This is a genomic window from Shewanella sp. 125m-1 (genome assembly GCF_052977065.1).
Window position 1 is genome coordinate 1 of the sequence record NZ_JBRILT010000001.1, and the last position, 16896, is coordinate 16896.

The window sequence follows — 16896 nt, forward strand, 5'->3', positions numbered from 1 at the left end:
AACTTTCCCCAGAACAGTAAAACCAAGGCCTCAACGGTATGCCAAAAATAAAAATGCCGTTCACCTTAAGTGAACGGAATTATCCATATTGGCGCTTTTTTATTGTCTGCACTTTCATGACTGCATTGATATCACACACTAGCGCTAACGTTTTGTTTTAGGCGGCGGTAAATGGATAGTAATTAGCTGTTGGGAGGTTTGCTGGGAAAATGATACTGCAGATAAATTTAAGGCTTGGTCAAGTGCAATACCTGAAACCAAGCCTTGGGAGTTAGCCTGAATAAAAATTAGGCCAAATTCCAAACATATTACTTCTTGTAAGAAGAAGCGATGTTGTCGATACGCGCGTTAGCACGTTCTGCTTCAGCAAGACCAGCAACGCCTACAGCAGCTGCATCGTTGATGTCTGCAGACATTTTAGCGTGATCTGACTTTAGAGAGCTAACTTCAGCTGAAAGCTGGTCAACTTTGTTACCTAGGTTTGCAACGCTTTCTTCAAGAGCAGTAGTGTTTGCACAGCCACCTAGAAGGGCAGTCATTGCTACACCAGCAATCAAAAGTACTTTTTTATTCATCGGGAATTCCCTTTATTTAGGTTGGATTAAATAAGTACAGCTGCACATGACAACTGAACTGGTTAATTATGTCACAGACAAAAAATTTTGCTATGCATTTTAACGCTAAGGCCTGAATAACTTAGCGAAAATTACCGCAACTGCAAGCTAAGTGTAAATTATACATATTTAACACAACTCTAATTCTAGACCAAAAGTATGAACTTTTGATGAGTTTTTTATTTATATTAAAATTAGTGTAAGTCCTTGATGGCCTGAACAGCCATAATTCTAGCGATATTTAATTGCTCTCGGATCGCCGCGCCTTTATAGCCTTGCTCTATGATAGACTTAACCTCAACAGCTGAAGCCGCTAAAAAACACTGCTTAAGGTAATCCGCCTGAGGGTAAGGGGTTAATTCTAATCCCGCTCGACCTTTACTATCGGCTTCGCAAGCGATAAGTAGTTGCAGTAGACGTTGTGGCTTACGCCAAAAATCTGCTTTATCAAATAGTTTGACGATGGTGTCGGCTCTAAGCTCGGTTATGTTATGAATATTTTGATGCTGGTCGCTAACCAAGAGTGCAAGATCGCGATATTCATTAGGCACTCGAATGCGTAAACAGAGCGCTTTAATGAGTGGTAAGCCCTTTTGGCCATGTCCATAATGTTTAGGTAGATGCTCTTTCGGGCTAAGGGCTTTACCTAAATCGTGTACCAGTGCAGCAAACCTTACAGCGTTATCTTTTGTCAGCTTAGCAGCTTGCTCAAGTACCATTAAAGTGTGAATGCCGGTATCGATCTCTGGGTGCCATTTTTGAGGTTGTTCAATGCCAAATAGGGCTTCAATCTCAGGAAATAGCACTGCAAGTGCGCCGCAAGCTCTTAATACTTTGAAAAATACTTGTGGGCTATCGGTGGCTAATGCCTTATCTAATTCGACGAAGACACGTTCAGCCGTTAAGGCTTCAAGCTCACCGCTTTGGCTTATTTTAGTCATCAAATTAATGGTTTCAGGCGCAATAGTGAACCCAAGAGAGTGGAAGCGAGCGGCAAAGCGTGCAACGCGAAGTACTCGCAACGGATCTTCGATAAATGCATCTGATACGTGTCTTAAAATGCGCTTTTCTATATCCGCTACGCCATTATATGGGTCATATAACTTCCCATCGTCATCCTGGGCGATAGCATTAATGGTTAAATCTCGGCGGAGCAGGTCTTGCTCTAGGGTCACGTTCGGTGCAGCGTCAACACTGAAACCACCATAACCGGCGGCCGTTTTACGCTCAGTGCGTGCAAGCGCATGTTCTTGCCCCGTTTTAGGGTGTAAAAATACCGGGAAGTCTTTACCTACTTGATTGTAACCAAGTGCAAGCATCTGCTGCGGTGTTGCGCCAACCACCATATAGTCATGGTCTTTCACATCTAGGTTGAGTAATGTGTCGCGGACGGCGCCGCCAACTAGGTAAATTTTCACAAGGTTTCTCGCTAAGTAACTTAGGTGGGAGTGTAGCACGGAACGATTGTGCCTTTAGGGCTTATGATAGCGAATATGGGACGATTACTGGCAAGATATGCGTCTCAATTTGATATTGAGCTTACTTTAGCTGAATAAGTTAAAGCAAATTTTGACAAGCATAGCCCTTGGCTTTAACGTGAGTCTTAATTCTACGTTTATGCTTATGGTTTGTGCTCATGCTAGCGCTTAAGTCGAAGTGAAACGCTCGCGTTTGTTGGCGAATGCAGGTTAAAAGTATTAATTGGCAATTCATCTCTAAACGCACTCTAACTCGTGTGCATAAACAATCCAACCCATCACTTGTGGTTGGCTTTACAGGTTTTAAAAGGATAAAAGCTCGCATGTATAAGGCTTTCTTTGGCTTAAATGATAATCCGTTTTCTATCGCGCCGAACCCTCACTATCTGTTTTTGAGTGATCGCCATAGAGAGGCTTTAGCCCATCTTACCTATGGGCTAGGTGAAACCGGTGGCTTTGTATTGCTAACGGGTGAAGTAGGTACCGGCAAGACCACCGTTTCACGTTGTTTGTTACAGCAGCTTCCAGATAATACCGATACGGCATTTATTTTAAACCCGTCATTGACCGAGTCTGAATTACTGGCAACCTTGTGTGATGAGCTCGGCATTGTTTATGGCGACAACCCAAGCCTAAAGCAGCTTACAGACTTAATCAGTAAGTTCTTGCTTGATAATCACAGCAAAGACCGCAATACGGTATTGATCATCGATGAAGCGCAGCACCTTCGAGCCGAAGTACTTGAGCAGTTAAGGCTGTTGACGAATCTAGAGACTGATACCAAAAAACTACTGCAAGTGATTTTGATCGGGCAGCCAGAACTACAGCAATTACTTAAAAGACAAGAGCTGCGTCAGTTAGCACAGCGAATTACTGCTCGTTATCATTTATTGCCGCTAACGCTTGAGGAGGTTGCCTTGTATGTGCAGCATCGACTTCAAGTGGCTGGACGTCATGAGCCGCTGTTCCACAAAAGCGCAATCAAGGCGTTACACAAGTACAGCGGCGGTATTCCAAGATTAATCAACTTGTTGTGTGAGAGGGCACTTATGGCCAGCTACGCGCAATCTAAAGTGCCGATTGATAATAAGATGGTGCGCTTAGCATCGGCTGAAGTCTTAGGTGAAGAGCCTGAGAAAAAAAGTGTATTACTGCCTGTTGCAGTCGCTGCATCGCTTGTTGCAACCTTTGGTGTTGCGTTTTATCTGTTTAGTCCATCAGGCTCAAGTGGCTTGCCAAGCGCTTTTTCAAGTGTTGAAGCCACACAAACTGCGGCAGTGGCTGATGTCAGCATGACTAAACAGGAGGACAGTCGCCGCCAGTTAAGCAGTAGCCAGCGTGTACTCAATACTGCTATCTCTGAAAGTCGTGATATTGATACCGCTTATGCCAGCATTTTAGGTTTGTGGGGCAAGGTGCCTTATATTGGTTTATCTGCATGTCAGGCTGCAAAACAGCAGGGGCTTGATTGTTTCCAGCAGCAAGGTAATTGGCACTCTTTAGTCCGCCTTAATTATCCTGCTGTGGTGTATTTAGCTGATGATAATCAGCAAGCTTTCTATGGCACAGTGGTTTCAAGGCAGGGTGATCAAATCTTGCTACAACTTGATGAGCAACAATTATGGGTAAGTCGAGACTGGTTTAACCGTCACTTTACCGGTACCTTCGAGATCTTGTGGCAAGCGCCAAAGAATCAGCCAAAAGAGATTGGACTGTTAGCTAATCAAGCCCAAATCCAGTGGCTAGAAAACAGTTTAGCGCGTGTTACCGACACCTCGCCTCGATTAGTAAACAGCTTTGATCCAGAGTTAGAGCAAAAGTTAAAGGCGTTTCAACGCCAACATGGTTTGATTGCTGATGGTATCGCAGGTGCGCAAACGCTTGTACAGATCAACTTATATTTAAGTGATGCCGGCCCGCGTTTAGGCCAAGACAAAAGGTTGTATTAATGTCGATTTTACTCGATGCAGTGACGCGAGATAAGCAGCAGTCTCAAGCGATAACACATGATGTTGTATTGACTCCAAGAGCGCAGTACAGAGAAAGACAGACGAGCAAGAGTGCAAGGTTTGCTGTTATTTTTACCTGTTCACTATTGCTAATGATTCTAGCGGCCTGGCTGTTAAGCCGCGTGCTATATCCAGAAGCTGGAGCGGTTGTGCAAACCTTAGGCGTGAACGGTAAACCAGTTTCAGCCAAAGCATCATCACAACTACAGCCACAACGACAATTACAATTACAATCAGAACTAGAACCAGAACCAGAATCAAGTCGCGGCGAGCTTATCTCTGAAGTCCGCTTAGCGGGAAAGGTGGCGTTGCCAGTGGCTCAGGCTTTTGAGACCCAAGCCGCAACTGTACGCAATGTAGGGCAGTCACCCAGTGCGAACCAAACTCAATTTGTGACCTCAAAGCCGCAATCTAATGACTTAATGGCTGCATTGCTTAGTGCACAAGAGAGTGTAGAGCACAGTGGCTCGCAGCAAGCGAGAATAAACCAGAACTCTTCAAGGCAGGGGACGCAGACATCATCACAGCAATTGAGTGCTGATGAGCCGATTATTTTAGGGGCGCATAGCAATAAGCGTGGCGATGAGCTGCTTGAGTCTTTGAAGTATCAAGTTGAATACGCAGCAAATGATGTTGGTCTAGAGCGTGAAAAGCCAGCTGATAACAATAATAACTTGTTAGCGGCGTTTGAAGCGGCGCTTAAAGATGTTGAACGTGAAAATGCGGTTGCAAGTCCGGTGACGGAGGAAAAGCTAGATCCGATTCCAACGACACCCAAGTCAGATGCTATCCCCAAATATGGACAATTACCTGCGGGATTACAGTTACAAGTACCTGAATTTAATATTAATGCCCATGTCTACTCGAGCGTGCCTGATAACCGTTGGCTAAACGTTGATGGCGCTGAGCTGCAAGAAGGCGATAGCATTCAAGGTAAGCTGACAATCGTTGAGATAAGGCCAAGGGATGTAGTGCTTGCTATTGAAGGTACGGAGTTTAAGGTCCCAGCCATTTAAAGCTTATACCGATACAGGCAATTACAGCATTCAATTACAGCAACAAAAGGCCTAACATTGTTAGGCCTTTTGGTTTTCGGGCTAAAATACAAAAGGTTAGCTGTTAACCATATAGATGATACGCCAAAAATAGGGTTAAACCGTAGCCCACGCTGTAACAAAGGGTCAACGCTGGGACATATTTAAGATAGCTGACAAAGGTAAGCTCCTTAACCTTGCTCATCGCTATAATTCCCGCTGCAGAGCCTATCACCAGTAGCGAACCACCAACACCTACAGCGTAAGTGAGCCCTAACCACTCTGGTGTGTTGAGTATTGGTTCGGCTTTAAGTAGTGCTGCCGTTAACGGGACATTATCTAACAGTGCAGAGCCTATACCTGCGACAAAGTTAGAGATATTAGGGTCAAATTGAGAATACACTTGGGTGAGCAGATCCAAGGTTCCTATCTCTTTAAGCATGCCAACTAATAGTAAAATGCCCAAGAAAAACAGTAGTGTGTCGTATTCAACTTGGCGAATGTACTCAAGAATTTGTAGTTCCTCTTTATCACTTCTCGTTGTATGACCAACTAAGAACATTACTGAAAGACCAGTTAAGAAGGTCAGAACTGGCGGGATCCCAAATAGGATGTTGAGCGCCATGGTCATGATGATAGTGGCAAAGAAAATCACCGCAATAACCACATCGACGGAACGAACCTGCTTGGTGATAGGGCTGGTACAGACTTCACCCTCAGCTTTTAATGAAAACAATACGGCTAACAACATCACGCTCACGGCTGCTGGCACAAATAGCATCAGTAGCTCAGACATACGCACATGGCCGCCTAAGAAGATCATCAAGGTGGTGACATCACCCGTTATCAAGGCGACACCGCCGGAATTGACCGCAAAAATGATAAGTACTGCCATGCGGCGGCGCATCTGCTTTTCAAGTTTAAAAGTTGTTAGCAAGCCCAGCGATACTAAGGTGGCGGTAACGTTGTCACAAATTGCAGATAGCACAAGCGAGAATAAGGCTACTTGGATCATCAGTAATCGCACTGAAACTCGCTGTGGAAATAGCTTCTGTACCAATATTTGAATCATGCCCTTGGCGTTGAGATAAGCAACAAAGGTCATTGTCGACATTAAAAATAACCAGAGAGTAGCAATCTCGAGTAGATTTTCATTGAGCTGATGTTCAATGATTTTCTCATGAGTAGGATCACCAGCGGCCATAAATAAGGCAATCCAGGAGATGCAGCCAAAGAAAAGTGTGGTTTTTGCTTTATTGAGGTGGGTTATCTCTTCAAACACAATACTTAACAGAGCAAGTACTGCTAGCGAAATTAAAAATGCGTACAACATAGGGCGACTCACATTGGTGATGTTATGGCGTACCTAAACTGACACGGAATACACCAAATTAAGTTTATTTTAAGGTTAGGCGGCGAGATCAAACCACAGCAATAGACGTATGACAACTGTTAAGTCGCTCTTATTTTGTTTTAAAGTGTGATATTGGTGGTGTAAAGGCTTGCTGTAGTGATTAATTCTGCATTTTTGATTTTATCTAGGTTTTTACCTTAACTAAGTTAAGCTTTTACTTATTTTGCAGAAGGGTTAGCTAAATCACGCTATAGCTGTAAATTATGATAGCGAAATAATTGGAATCGCTTCTCGCTGTATGGCATGTCGTAAATAGTAGATATAAAAAAGGAACACTTAGCCAAGTGTTCCTTTGTATTGAGCTCGCTGTGAAAGTGTCGTTTTACACGTTTAGTCTACAGCGCTTAAGCTTATTGATTACGCTTTTGCTAGTTTAGCAAATACGCGGTCAGCTGCTGCCAGTGTTGCTTCAAGCTCTTCTTCACCATGAGCAAGTGATAAGAAACCTGCTTCATAAGCGCTAGGTGCTAGGTAAACACCTTCATCTAGCATTAGGTGGTAGAACTCAGCAAACCGCGCTGTGTCACACTTAGTCACTTGGGCAAAGTTAGTCACAGTTTCCTCATCAGTGAAGAAGAAACCAAACATGCCGCCAACGTAGTTGATTGCCATTGGAATGCCGTGCTTGTTAGCCGCCGCTTTAAAGCCTTCAGCAATGTACTGAGTCTTAGCTGCTAGTTGCTCGTAAACGCCTTCTTCACAAAGTGCTTCCATTTGTGCAAGACCTGCAGACATCGCAATTGGGTTACCAGATAGGGTACCTGCTTGGTAAACTGGGCCTGTTGGCGCAATAAACTGCATCACATCTTTACGACCACCAAAAGCACCGACTGGCATACCGCCACCGATCACTTTACCTAGCGTAGTAAGATCTGGTGTTACGCCGTAGTGACCTTGTGCCCCGCTCTTAGATACGCGGAAACCTGTCATGACTTCATCGATAATCATCAGTGCGCCGTACTGATCACAGATTGTACGTAGACCTTGTAAGAAACCGTCGATTGGCGGAATGCAGTTCATGTTGCCTGCTACAGGCTCGATGATGATACAAGAGATCTCTTCTGGGTATTGCTCGAAGATAGCCTTAACTGATTCTAGATCGTTGTAAGTTGCAGTTAGGGTGTGCTTAGCAAAATCTTCAGGAATACCTGGAGAGCTAGGCTGACCCAGAGTTAGTGCACCAGAACCGGCTTTAACTAGCAAGCAGTCAGCGTGGCCGTGGTAGCAGCCTTCAAACTTAAGTATTTTGTCACGGTTAGTGAAACCACGTGCTAAACGGATAGCACTCATGGTTGCTTCAGTACCAGAACTCACCATACGAACTTGTTCAATTGATGGAACCATTTCGATGACTTTTTCAGCCATAGTGATTTCAAGTTCAGTCGGTGCACCAAAAGATAGACCGTTTTCAACCGCAGCTAATACAGCTTGACGAATTTTTGGGTGGTTGTGACCTAAGATCATCGGTCCCCAAGAACCGACGTAATCGATATATTTTTTGCCATCGGCATCAAAGATATAAGCGCCATCAGCTTTCTCGATAAAGCGCGGAGAGCCACCTACACCAGAGAATGCACGTACTGGAGAGTTAACGCCACCTGGGATGGTCTTTTTAGCCTGCTCAAATAGTTCGTCAGAACGAGTCATTTTTAATCCTTAAAAGTCTATAGCCGATTTATACATCAGCTTTTCGTGAATACCAATTAACTGGACGTTCGTATTGCTCAAGTTGAGTATCAACACCTAACGTCAGTGCAAACAGTGCCATGCGGATCAGCAGACCATTATCGGCTTGTCTAAAGATAGCCAGATTTGGATGGTCGTTAAGATCGTTATCCAATTCATTTGCTTGCTCACGAGAGTCTCGTGGCAATGGATGCATGATCACCGTGTTTGATTTGCAATGTTGTGTATAAATACTTTGGTTTAAACGGAACTTGCCACGGTATTTATTCGCCTCTTCTTGAGAAGGGAAGCGTTCTTCTTGAATACGCGTAAGATAGAGTATATCAGCGCGATCTAAATTGCCTTCAAGTTGGTCTGTTATTGTGATCTTATGGCCAGCATTTGCAATGTCATTGATCACAGAGTCAGGCATTGCTAGCTCTTTTGGTGATACGAGTGTGAAGCTGACATCTTTATACATACATAACAGGCGAGAAAGTGAGTGAACCGTGCGGCCAAATTTCAAATCGCCGACCATAGCGATATTCATGCCACTAATATCACGGCCGCCAGCAGCTAACTCTTTTTGAATGGTAAATAGATCCAGTAGTGCTTGAGTTGGATGCTCGTTTGAGCCGTCACCACCATTAATGACGGGGACGCGACTACCTTTAGCAAATTCGCTAACAGAGAAAGAGTCTGGGTGACGCATAGCAATCACATCGGAGTAGCTTGAGAGTACTCGAGCTGTATCGTATAGCGACTCGCCCTTTGATAGTGAGGAGGAGCCCATACCGACAGTTTCATTCACTCTGCCACCAAGTAGGCTAAAGGCACTAGCAAAGCTGACGCGAGTACGGGTGCTCGGTTCGAAAAATAGGTTGCCTAAAACAGCACCATCTAAAACCGTGGTACGTTTTTGTCTTAAAGCGTAGGGAGTCATACGAGTAGCAACGGAGAAAACGTTTTCAACGGCTTCCAAATCTAATTGGTTTACCGACAGAATGTGCGAACCTTGAAACTGAGTCATCAGCCTATATTTCCAATTTCTGAGGGGCGTAAATAGCAATGCTATTTGCCCAAATTTATGTAGGGTGGCTGAGGCGGCACTATAGCAGAATCTAATTGACAGATAAATATAGCAAACGCAGAACGACTGATTAATTTAGTTCGTTTATAGCAATTAGTTGATGGGCAGAAACATTCTGTTGCGGCAAATTTTGCTTAAGCCTTGCCAAAAGGCTTGCTGACGCGTAAAACTGCGCATGAGTTATCATATTTTCGATTTAAAACAACTGATTTGGAAGGCTTAGTTTGGACCACTTTATTTGGAATATAGACCCCGTAGCAATAAGCTTTATGGGGTTAAAAGTACATTGGTACGGCATTTTATTTGCACTTGCGATAGCGTCTGGCTTTCAGGTGATGAAGCGTATCTACATTAAAGAGAACTTACCCGTAGAGTCGTTAGACAACTTGCTGATGTATTGTGTTGTTGGCATTATCGTTGGCGCGCGCTTAGCTCACTGTTTGTTCTACGATCCAGCCTATTATTTTAGTCACCCCTTAAAAATATTGGCGATTTGGGAAGGAGGCCTTGCCAGTCATGGTGGCGGTTTAGGGGCAATTTTAGCCCTGTATTATTATCAGCGTCAGGTTAAGTTACCTTTCTTATTCTTACTCGATCGCCTTGCCATCGCGACAGCGATTTTTGGCTTCTTTGTCCGTATGGCAAACTTTGTAAACTCTGAAATTTTGGGATTACCAAGCACTGTGCCTTGGGCAATCGTGTTTGAACGTGTCGATATGTTGCCGCGCCATCCTGCGCAGCTTTATGAAGCGATAGCTTATCTGTCTATTTTTGCTCTGTTGTGGGCAGTCTATAAACTGACCGATATGAAGCAGAAGCATGGCGCCATCTTTGGCTTATTCTTAGTATTAGTGTTTAGCTCACGCTTCCTGATTGAGATGGTTAAGGTCAAGCAAGCGGTCTATGCTGATACGTGGACATTTAGTGCTGGTCAGCTTTTGAGTATTCCATTCCTGCTCGTCGGTATTATGCTGCTGTTAATACCTTATTTACGTAAAAGCCAAGCCTGAATTTAAATCGCTTTGCTCTTAGGTGAATGAAAAAGCCGTAAACGAACTGTTTACGGCTTTTTGTTTATGGGCTGTCTTGCCTGGAATGTATTTACTCTGGTCGAGAGATAAGGTGGAGTGGAGCGGCATCGCTTAAATAAGCTTCATCGACTTGATCTAACTTGTTATAGCGGATCATCTGACGGATTCCATCAATATAAGCTTGGCCTCGCTCTGAGTATTTATCTAAGGTTCCAGCAAGCTCTAAGCCTGTGATCGGTTTATTGTCAGCGCGTAAACCAGCGCGTAATTCTCTGAGCTTTTTATAGGCATTGTTAGTGTTGAGGTTGAGCATATAACCTTCTACCGAAGCCAGTGGGGTGTCAAAACGCGCCAAGCCGTAATTCCCTAACTCTTTACGCTGCTGCTTGGGCACCATCCCCTTGCCACTGAAGTCCCATTGCCCAAAAAAGGCATTACCTTCAACGGTAAATCGTGATGTGGCCCAGCCGCTTTCCTCTGCAGCCTGTGCTAACACTAATGAGGGCGGCATAATATCGACCTCTTCTAGAAGTGTTTGCCTTTGCTGTTCGGTGAGCGGGGTGTCTTCGTCTTTGACTATCTTGTATTTGAATGCAATTTTTTGTAACACTGCATCATTTAAAGGAGCGGATTCAATCAGGCGGCGCTCTAATAAAATGTTTTCATTTGCGACGAGAATAAGCGGCGCAAGCAAGCGGAAAAACACCATTTTCTTCTGTTGTACTGGGATTTTATTTGTGGTTTCTTCCCAACCTTTTCTTACTGACTCAAAGGTGAGTCTAGGTACCTCCCTATTGCCTTCTCTCCAGCTTTGAGTGTTGTAATTAAGTGAATCAAATAAGTTGCTTAACTCATCTAGCGAGTTGATTACAACGTCTTTAGGCATTTTCTTCGGTCGGTTGTCTGATACTTTGGTAAAGCTGGTTTGGGTTTCGCTAGAGCCTGTTGCAGTCGCAAGATCGGCAGCAACGGTTTTCTTGTTTTGTATTTCAGAAGTTGATGTTTCAGGAGTTTGTATCGCGCTCGATGACACGACTTTTTCTGATTGTGAAACTGTGGCTAATGGCTTATCGGCTAAGGGGGGATCCATTTGTTGTTTAGTCACCGTTTCGATACCGCTTTCAGGATTAAATTGGGAGTTGGCTGCATAAAGAATCAATAAAGCGGCTAACACGGCAAGGGCGATAAGTGTTTGAGGCTTCTTAAGCATACGCACTCCTTTATGTTGAAAATTTTGGATTAGTCACCAATGTTAATTTAGTCGATCTAAATGCTATCGTCCTCCATTGTTAACTAGATGTAAACTTCCAAGTAACGATCACTGAAAATATCAACTGATGGTTTAAGTAGGGGGTTACTGCGTAACTATCTGATTGATAGATTAAACGTACCGGCTTTTAGCTGTGTTTCAGCTAATAGTTAGTTGTTAAGTATCAGCAATGTGATGTAGGTGAGGGTAAATAAGCTTTTATGCTTTTTCTGCTAATTGGGAGACGAAGTAGAGCAGCCGCTAGAGTGCAAGCAGCCGCTGGATAGTACTAATCATATCCAACTGTTTTTAACTGAGTACGTATTAATAAAAAGCCCAGATAATCGTATTATCTGGGCTTTTTAGTGGCTCATTGCAACAACCGCTTAAGGCTTGTTTCGACAACCGCTTAAGGCTTGTTTCGACAACCGCTTAAGGCTTGTTTCAACAACCGCTTAAGGCTACTGACTTAAATCCGATGCGGTTTGCGTCGAGTAGTAGTAAGCAATATCTTTCATTTCAGTTTCTGAAAGCATGCCTGCTTGCCCTTGCATTAAGGGATCCGTGCGATCGCCACGCTTAAAGTCAACTAACTGCTTGAATAGGTAAGCCGCTTTTTGACCTTTAAGATCGGGATAGGTCTTCATCATGCCAAGCATGGCATCACCATGACAAGCGATACAGCGTTGGCTAGCCAGCGCTTCACCCTTGCTCGCATCCGCTTTATAGTTCAGTGCGCTTGACTCAAGCTTGAGTCCTTGCAATGCAAGGGTATCTTTAAAGGATGTATCTGTCTCGGCCTGAACAGTGGCTACCGTTGTCGTTGCCCATATCAAGCTGGTTGCTAAGACTTGTTTAATTAAACGATTACGCATCTTAACCTTCCTTGCTTGATGTTGGCAGTGGTGGCATTTGATCGGCCTCCAATGGCTTACGTCTAAAGATCTTCATATCGATACCTGTCTCATCATAATAAGTTGAGAGGTAGTCGAGTACCGGATCCCATGTATCAGAAAGATCCCACAAGCCTTGGGTATCAATCATCCACTGAATGGTATCGCGCCAAACTTCGCGGTTACCTTTGTTCTGCGGAATAATCAAGGTGGTATGGCAGGCGTTACATTGTTGGTCCACCATTTCCCAGCCGGGTGCCATGATAAGGCCTGATACAGGATCTACTGGGTAGCTTTTAACTGGCACAGCATCGGCAGCCTGAACCCCTATTAAGCTACTTAAGGCAAGCAAGCCTGCCGTAAACAGAGTCTTTGTCATTATACGACCCTTATTGCCACTCGGTGACAACCGTTAAATAGGTAACCTTTCGGGTTCCACTGTGGCTGAACCATAGGCTGAGTATCGCCTTTAGTGTCCGTTGCGCGAGCCCAAATCTCATAGTAACCAGTCTGTGGAAGCTTAAGGTCAATATTCCACTGTTGCCATGCTGTAGGGTTTACAGGCTTAGTTAACGCGGCTGTTTGCCATGTTGTGCCGTAGTCGTAACTGACTTCAACTTTAGCGACATCTCGCATACCAGCCCAAGCATGACCGCTTACTGAAAGCGTTTTGCCTAGTGACATTTCACCACCAGTTTGCGGCGAAGTAATCAATGACTTAACAATCATCTCTTCAATGATCTTAAAGTCTTTGTTATCAACTTTTTCACCAGGTGCAACAGGGTGCTTAGGGACTTGATAAGCAGGTGCGCCCATTTTCTTACCATCGTGAACGCGATCTCTCACGCCCATACCCGTAGCACATTTTTGTGAAACAGAACCAGGACGACCACCGAATACGATACGCAGTGGGTAACCGTGCATAAATGGAATATCTTCGCCGTTCATGCCCCATGCAATCATGCCATTTTCATTCATGGCTGCATCGATTGGTACACCGCGAGAGATGGCTGCGCCTTTACCGCTGATATGCTTATCTGCGCCATAGTGAGCGGTATAAACTGCGTCACTTTTCACGCCACAGTCAGCAAGTACGTCTTTAATTAATACACCAGTCCACTCTGCACAGAATACCGCAGTGTTACTCCACTGGTTACCCTTAGCGTTTGGATAGAAGTTCTCACGGCTGTTACCGCCACACTCTAGAACAAGTTGTTGAGTATGGGTCTTGAACTTCTTTTTAAGCTCAGCAATTGTGTAGGTCTTAGGTGTTTCGATTGACTCACCATCAACAGTGAATTCCCACGTGTCAGGATCTATCTTGTCGAACTCAGGCATCTGGCCGTTCCAACGAATAAACGCTACGTCGGCTGGCGTTTTAACTGGCGCAAGTAAATGCTCTGGTGGGAATGCGTTGAGTGGGCTTGAGTTAAGTACTTTAAAGTGGCCTGGTAAGTCATCAACATTCTTCCACTTAACCGCAGATACGTCTAACGGCTCAATACCGGCAGGGCGGTTTGATGCAAAGGCCCAGTTTAGCGGGAGCATGGCTGTTACTGAGGTCGCCGCAGCGCCCTTTAAAAAATTACGTCTATCGATAGCCATTAATCTTGTTCCTTACCTGTATTGAAATAAACTGCCATTGCCTGCATCTGTTCTTCGGTTAACAGTTTAGCGACTTTACTCATCGTCTTGTCTTGGCGTTTGTCAGCTTTAAAGTTTTTTAGTTGTCCAACCATGTATGCCGAGTTCTGTCCCTTTAGGTTAGGGATTGAGTCGAATTCATTACTACCGTCGACTCCGTGGCAAGCAATACACATGTTGAGCAGCTGCTGATAGTTCTCTGCAACGGCTTGACTGCTAAAGCCAAGTACTGATGCTGAGAGCACAACTAGCGCTGCTAATTTATTATTTATTACACTCATAGCGTGCCCTTATCGGGAGATGTTGTTTACTCTTGGTTAAGCGGCCCCAGTAAACTCGCCTTACCTTATTTGCAGATAACTCCTTGGTGCTAGCACCAGGTTACGACCTTGCAACGTTTTTATATCAATGCTTTCGAGTACTTCATTGTCGTTATTGGTAAAAGAAAGCGTTTGAGTTCGTGAAAATACAGAGAAATGTGAGCTTTAGCCTGTAAAAAGATCTAAAAAGTTGTGAAAATGCCGAATAAATACACGTAATGTCGGTTTTTACTTCTATTGTTGGCTGAAAGTGTAAGAGGCGGGAATTGTTCGCTGATTGTTGCTGCTTTATTGTTCTCAGGTGTTGTAGATGCTGGGGATTGGTTTTTAATCTGTAATCGGTAGAATGTTTGAGCGTTTTGTCGAAAAGCTGCGTAGCATCGCTTGGAACTGTTGGGGTGTTTTTTTACTCTTTTACTGATAATTAATTAGCCGAAAATATGCTGCAATTAATTGTCGAACATAGGTGAAAGTGAGATTAAATCCTATATGTTAAAGATGCTGTCTTTGGGTTGTAACTTGTTTCAAAACCCTTGATGGCATGAAGAGCTGAGAGGATACATGCAGAACTATTTAACCCCTAACGGGAATTTAGCCCATTGTCTAGAGGCGCTGTTATTCAGTAAATTCGTCCAATATTGTGCTTTACACACTAAATAAGGGGGCTTGATAAGCTAGCTGTTTAGGACAAGGTTACACCTGACCAGAACGGATCTCTCTTTGTAGTGATCCCCAGTTAATTACCCCAACAATATTGTCGCTTTCTTGCTGGTAGATGTAGACCTCGCCTCGTCGGTATTTTGAAAGAATCGCATACACTTCATTGAGCGTTGAGGTGTCGGGTAATCCCTGAATTGGGTGACGCGTTAACGCGCTTGCATCATCTTGTACCTGTAGCTCTAGCTGCAACATTTCTACAATACCTTGAGCATTGCGAACTAATACAGAGCGGCCTTCGGCGCGCTTAAGTACCTCTAATAAAAGCTCTTGATTGTCGTAAACGATGACGAAGCGTTTATCCATTAAGTGCCTGACGCCCACTTTTTGCAACCCAAGGTTTACCGGTGCGACTTTATAACCTAAGCCCATTATTTCAAGCTGCTTAAAAAAAATGGACTTAGTATTAAAGCCTTGATGAGCAATCAAGAAGGCTGGGATCACCACAAACATTGAGGGCAAAATAATTGAGGCGTTGTTGGTCAGCTCTATTAATGCCACAAGCGCCGCTAGTGGCGCACTTAAACAGACGCCCATCATGCCCGTCATGCCGATAATAGTATAGAGGCCAATATAGGGTGCAATACTTGGGAACATTAGCGAACAGACTAAAGCCAGTATGGTGCCAAGTAGTGCGCCAATTCCATAAAGAGGGCCAATCAGTCCGCCTGGGATCCCAAGGCCGATAGCGGCAATGGTCGCAATGATTTTACCGATTAAAATCGCACTTAAAAATAGAATGCTGGGATGTTGGTTAATGGTCTCTGCAATGGCGAGCTCACCGCTACCAATCGCTTGTGGTAGTACTAAACCGACTAATGTAGTGACAGCTCCAGCAAGCAGTAAGCGGTTAATTAGCGGCCAGTGTTGTCCGATAGCCGTCACTTTAAGAAGACTTGCGTTGAAAAATGCGGCGATGCAGCCAAGTATTACTCCAAATACTGCCAGCAGTGGATATTGGCTTAAGGGGATCACTGCTACGCCAATCTGCTCGAATTCATGTACATCACCAAACACCAGTCGGCTGCTGAGTGCGCCGCAAATGGCAGAGAGCATAATGGGGAAGAAGTAATGGATTTTGTATTCTCTGAGCACCACTTCAAATACAAATATGACAGCGGCCAAAGGCGCGTTAAAAATGGCGGCAATACCTGCTGCTATACCACTGGCACACATCACCCTTACGCTGTTGTCTGGCAGTTTAAATTTTTCGGCGAGTACACTAGCGCTCACCGCGCCTAAATGAATAGCAGGACCTTCTCTACCGACAGAGAAATTAGTCGCAAGCGCAAACAGAGCTTGAAAGAATTGACCAGGGGCAGACTGCAGTGGAATTTTGCCGTAATGCAGTTTAACTCTGTGGATCACATAGGCGATGCCCATACGTTTATAACGCTGAGATCCCATTTTTGCGACACCCCAGATTAAAAATGAGCCTAAAAGCGGTAATAGTACTCGCCAGTCATCGATGATATCCGTAAAATTCATCACCTGAGTTTTGGTGAAGGTGTCACACCAAAGCAGTAATAATCTAAAAAGAAGAATGATGCCGGACGCAAATAGTGCAAATAGCAATGCGAGCAAACATAACTGTACACTGACCTTAGCTTGCGACAGCGTGTCTTTAAGGTCGGTATGTAGGTACTTTTGAAATTGCTCTCGCTTCTTAACAATTGTTTGATGCACAGAAATTTCCAAAATGTATGTTTGTCACATTGATAGTTAAATGTGAGATTTT

Annotated in this window: 14 protein-coding genes; 3 read left to right on the forward strand and 11 right to left on the reverse strand. The window is 44.2% G+C overall.

From position 1 onward, the window contains the following. Positions 1–308 precede the first annotated feature (308 nt). Both ACVBIK_RS00005 and ACVBIK_RS00010 read right to left on the reverse strand, forming a co-directional pair. Positions 309–575 (reverse strand): Lpp/OprI family alanine-zipper lipoprotein, encoded by a 267-nt coding sequence (locus ACVBIK_RS00005; RefSeq protein ID WP_447160360.1) that lies wholly within the window; start codon positions 573–575, stop codon positions 309–311. Positions 576–808: 233 nt separating this feature from the next. Continuing rightward, on the reverse strand, positions 809–2032 hold the full coding sequence (locus tag ACVBIK_RS00010) for a multifunctional CCA addition/repair protein (protein WP_447160361.1): 1224 nt from the start codon (positions 2030–2032) through the stop codon (positions 809–811). Between the two features lie 383 nt (positions 2033–2415). Here ACVBIK_RS00010 and ACVBIK_RS00015 point away from each other — a divergent pair, with 383 nt between their 5' ends. Next, positions 2416–4041 (forward strand): AAA family ATPase, encoded by a 1626-nt coding sequence (locus ACVBIK_RS00015; protein ID WP_447168807.1) that lies wholly within the window; start codon positions 2416–2418, stop codon positions 4039–4041. Next, on the forward strand, positions 4041–5117 hold the full coding sequence (locus tag ACVBIK_RS00020) for a general secretion pathway protein GspB (protein ID WP_447168808.1): 1077 nt from the start codon (positions 4041–4043) through the stop codon (positions 5115–5117). The genes ACVBIK_RS00015 and ACVBIK_RS00020 overlap by 1 nt, the downstream gene beginning before the upstream one ends. Before the next feature lie 103 nt (positions 5118–5220). Here the strand turns inward: ACVBIK_RS00020 and nhaD are convergent, their stop codons facing one another. The 3 genes from nhaD to ACVBIK_RS00035 all read right to left on the reverse strand — a co-directional run bounded on the left by nhaD (position 5221) and on the right by ACVBIK_RS00035 (position 9244). Beyond that, complete coding sequence (gene nhaD / locus ACVBIK_RS00025) at positions 5221–6468, reverse strand: sodium:proton antiporter NhaD (RefSeq protein ID WP_447160364.1); 1248 nt, start codon at positions 6466–6468, stop codon at positions 5221–5223. Positions 6469–6906: 438 nt separating this feature from the next. Next, positions 6907–8196, reverse strand: coding sequence for a glutamate-1-semialdehyde 2,1-aminomutase (hemL, locus tag ACVBIK_RS00030; protein WP_447163743.1), 1290 nt, complete (start codon positions 8194–8196; stop codon positions 6907–6909). A gap of 28 nt (positions 8197–8224) precedes the next feature. Then, the gene (locus ACVBIK_RS00035) at positions 8225–9244 is read right to left on the reverse strand and encodes an aspartate carbamoyltransferase (RefSeq protein ID WP_447160366.1); all 1020 of its coding nucleotides are present in this window, start codon (positions 9242–9244) and stop codon (positions 8225–8227) included. Between the two features lie 284 nt (positions 9245–9528). On the opposite strand from ACVBIK_RS00035, the gene lgt reads away from it, so the two are divergent. Further along, a complete protein-coding gene (lgt, locus tag ACVBIK_RS00040; protein ID WP_447168809.1) occupies positions 9529–10314 on the forward strand; it encodes a prolipoprotein diacylglyceryl transferase in 786 nt (261 codons plus the stop codon). 91 nt (positions 10315–10405) lie between these two features. On the opposite strand, the gene ACVBIK_RS00045 is transcribed toward lgt, so the two are convergent. The 6 genes from ACVBIK_RS00045 to ACVBIK_RS00070 form a co-directional block, all read right to left on the reverse strand. Then, positions 10406–11545: a glucosaminidase domain-containing protein gene (locus ACVBIK_RS00045; RefSeq protein ID WP_447168810.1), complete on the reverse strand. Its 1140-nt coding sequence runs from the start codon at positions 11543–11545 to the stop codon at positions 10406–10408. A gap of 500 nt (positions 11546–12045) precedes the next feature. Beyond that, positions 12046–12459 carry a c-type cytochrome gene (locus ACVBIK_RS00050; RefSeq protein WP_447160369.1) on the reverse strand — a complete coding sequence of 138 codons (414 nt, stop codon included), beginning with the start codon at positions 12457–12459 and terminating at the stop codon, positions 12046–12048. Position 12460: 1 nt separating this feature from the next. Further along, complete coding sequence (locus tag ACVBIK_RS00055) at positions 12461–12856, reverse strand: cytochrome C (protein ID WP_447160370.1); 396 nt, start codon at positions 12854–12856, stop codon at positions 12461–12463. After that, the gene (locus ACVBIK_RS00060; protein WP_447168811.1) at positions 12856–14082 is read right to left on the reverse strand and encodes a molybdopterin-dependent oxidoreductase; all 1227 of its coding nucleotides are present in this window, start codon (positions 14080–14082) and stop codon (positions 12856–12858) included. The genes ACVBIK_RS00055 and ACVBIK_RS00060 overlap by 1 nt, the downstream gene beginning before the upstream one ends. Then, a complete protein-coding gene (locus ACVBIK_RS00065) occupies positions 14082–14402 on the reverse strand; it encodes a c-type cytochrome (protein ID WP_447168812.1) in 321 nt (106 codons plus the stop codon). The genes ACVBIK_RS00060 and ACVBIK_RS00065 overlap by 1 nt, the downstream gene beginning before the upstream one ends. 732 nt (positions 14403–15134) lie before the next feature. Beyond that, positions 15135–16856, reverse strand: a complete 1722-nt coding sequence (locus ACVBIK_RS00070) for a chloride channel protein (protein ID WP_447160373.1) — start codon at positions 16854–16856, stop codon at positions 15135–15137. Positions 16857–16896: the final 40 nt, after the last annotated feature.

What these genes read in the sequence shown, in the direction of transcription:
- nhaD (WP_447160364.1), bottom strand. Translation starts at nt 6,468, where the DNA reads ATGTTGTACGCATTTTTAATTTCGCTAGCAGTACTTGCTCTGTTAAGT.
- ACVBIK_RS00035 (WP_447160366.1), bottom strand. Translation starts at nt 9,244, where the DNA reads ATGACTCAGTTTCAAGGTTCGCACATTCTGTCGGTAAACCAATTAGAT.
- hemL (WP_447163743.1), bottom strand. Translation starts at nt 8,196, where the DNA reads ATGACTCGTTCTGACGAACTATTTGAGCAGGCTAAAAAGACCATCCCA.
- ACVBIK_RS00005 (WP_447160360.1), bottom strand. Translation starts at nt 575, where the DNA reads ATGAATAAAAAAGTACTTTTGATTGCTGGTGTAGCAATGACTGCCCTT.
- ACVBIK_RS00050 (WP_447160369.1), bottom strand. Translation starts at nt 12,459, where the DNA reads ATGCGTAATCGTTTAATTAAACAAGTCTTAGCAACCAGCTTGATATGG.
- ACVBIK_RS00020 (WP_447168808.1), top strand. Translation starts at nt 4,041, where the DNA reads ATGTCGATTTTACTCGATGCAGTGACGCGAGATAAGCAGCAGTCTCAA.
- ACVBIK_RS00055 (WP_447160370.1), bottom strand. Translation starts at nt 12,856, where the DNA reads ATGACAAAGACTCTGTTTACGGCAGGCTTGCTTGCCTTAAGTAGCTTA.
- ACVBIK_RS00045 (WP_447168810.1), bottom strand. Translation starts at nt 11,545, where the DNA reads ATGCTTAAGAAGCCTCAAACACTTATCGCCCTTGCCGTGTTAGCCGCT.
- ACVBIK_RS00060 (WP_447168811.1), bottom strand. Translation starts at nt 14,082, where the DNA reads ATGGCTATCGATAGACGTAATTTTTTAAAGGGCGCTGCGGCGACCTCA.
- ACVBIK_RS00015 (WP_447168807.1), top strand. Translation starts at nt 2,416, where the DNA reads ATGTATAAGGCTTTCTTTGGCTTAAATGATAATCCGTTTTCTATCGCG.
- ACVBIK_RS00065 (WP_447168812.1), bottom strand. Translation starts at nt 14,402, where the DNA reads ATGAGTGTAATAAATAATAAATTAGCAGCGCTAGTTGTGCTCTCAGCA.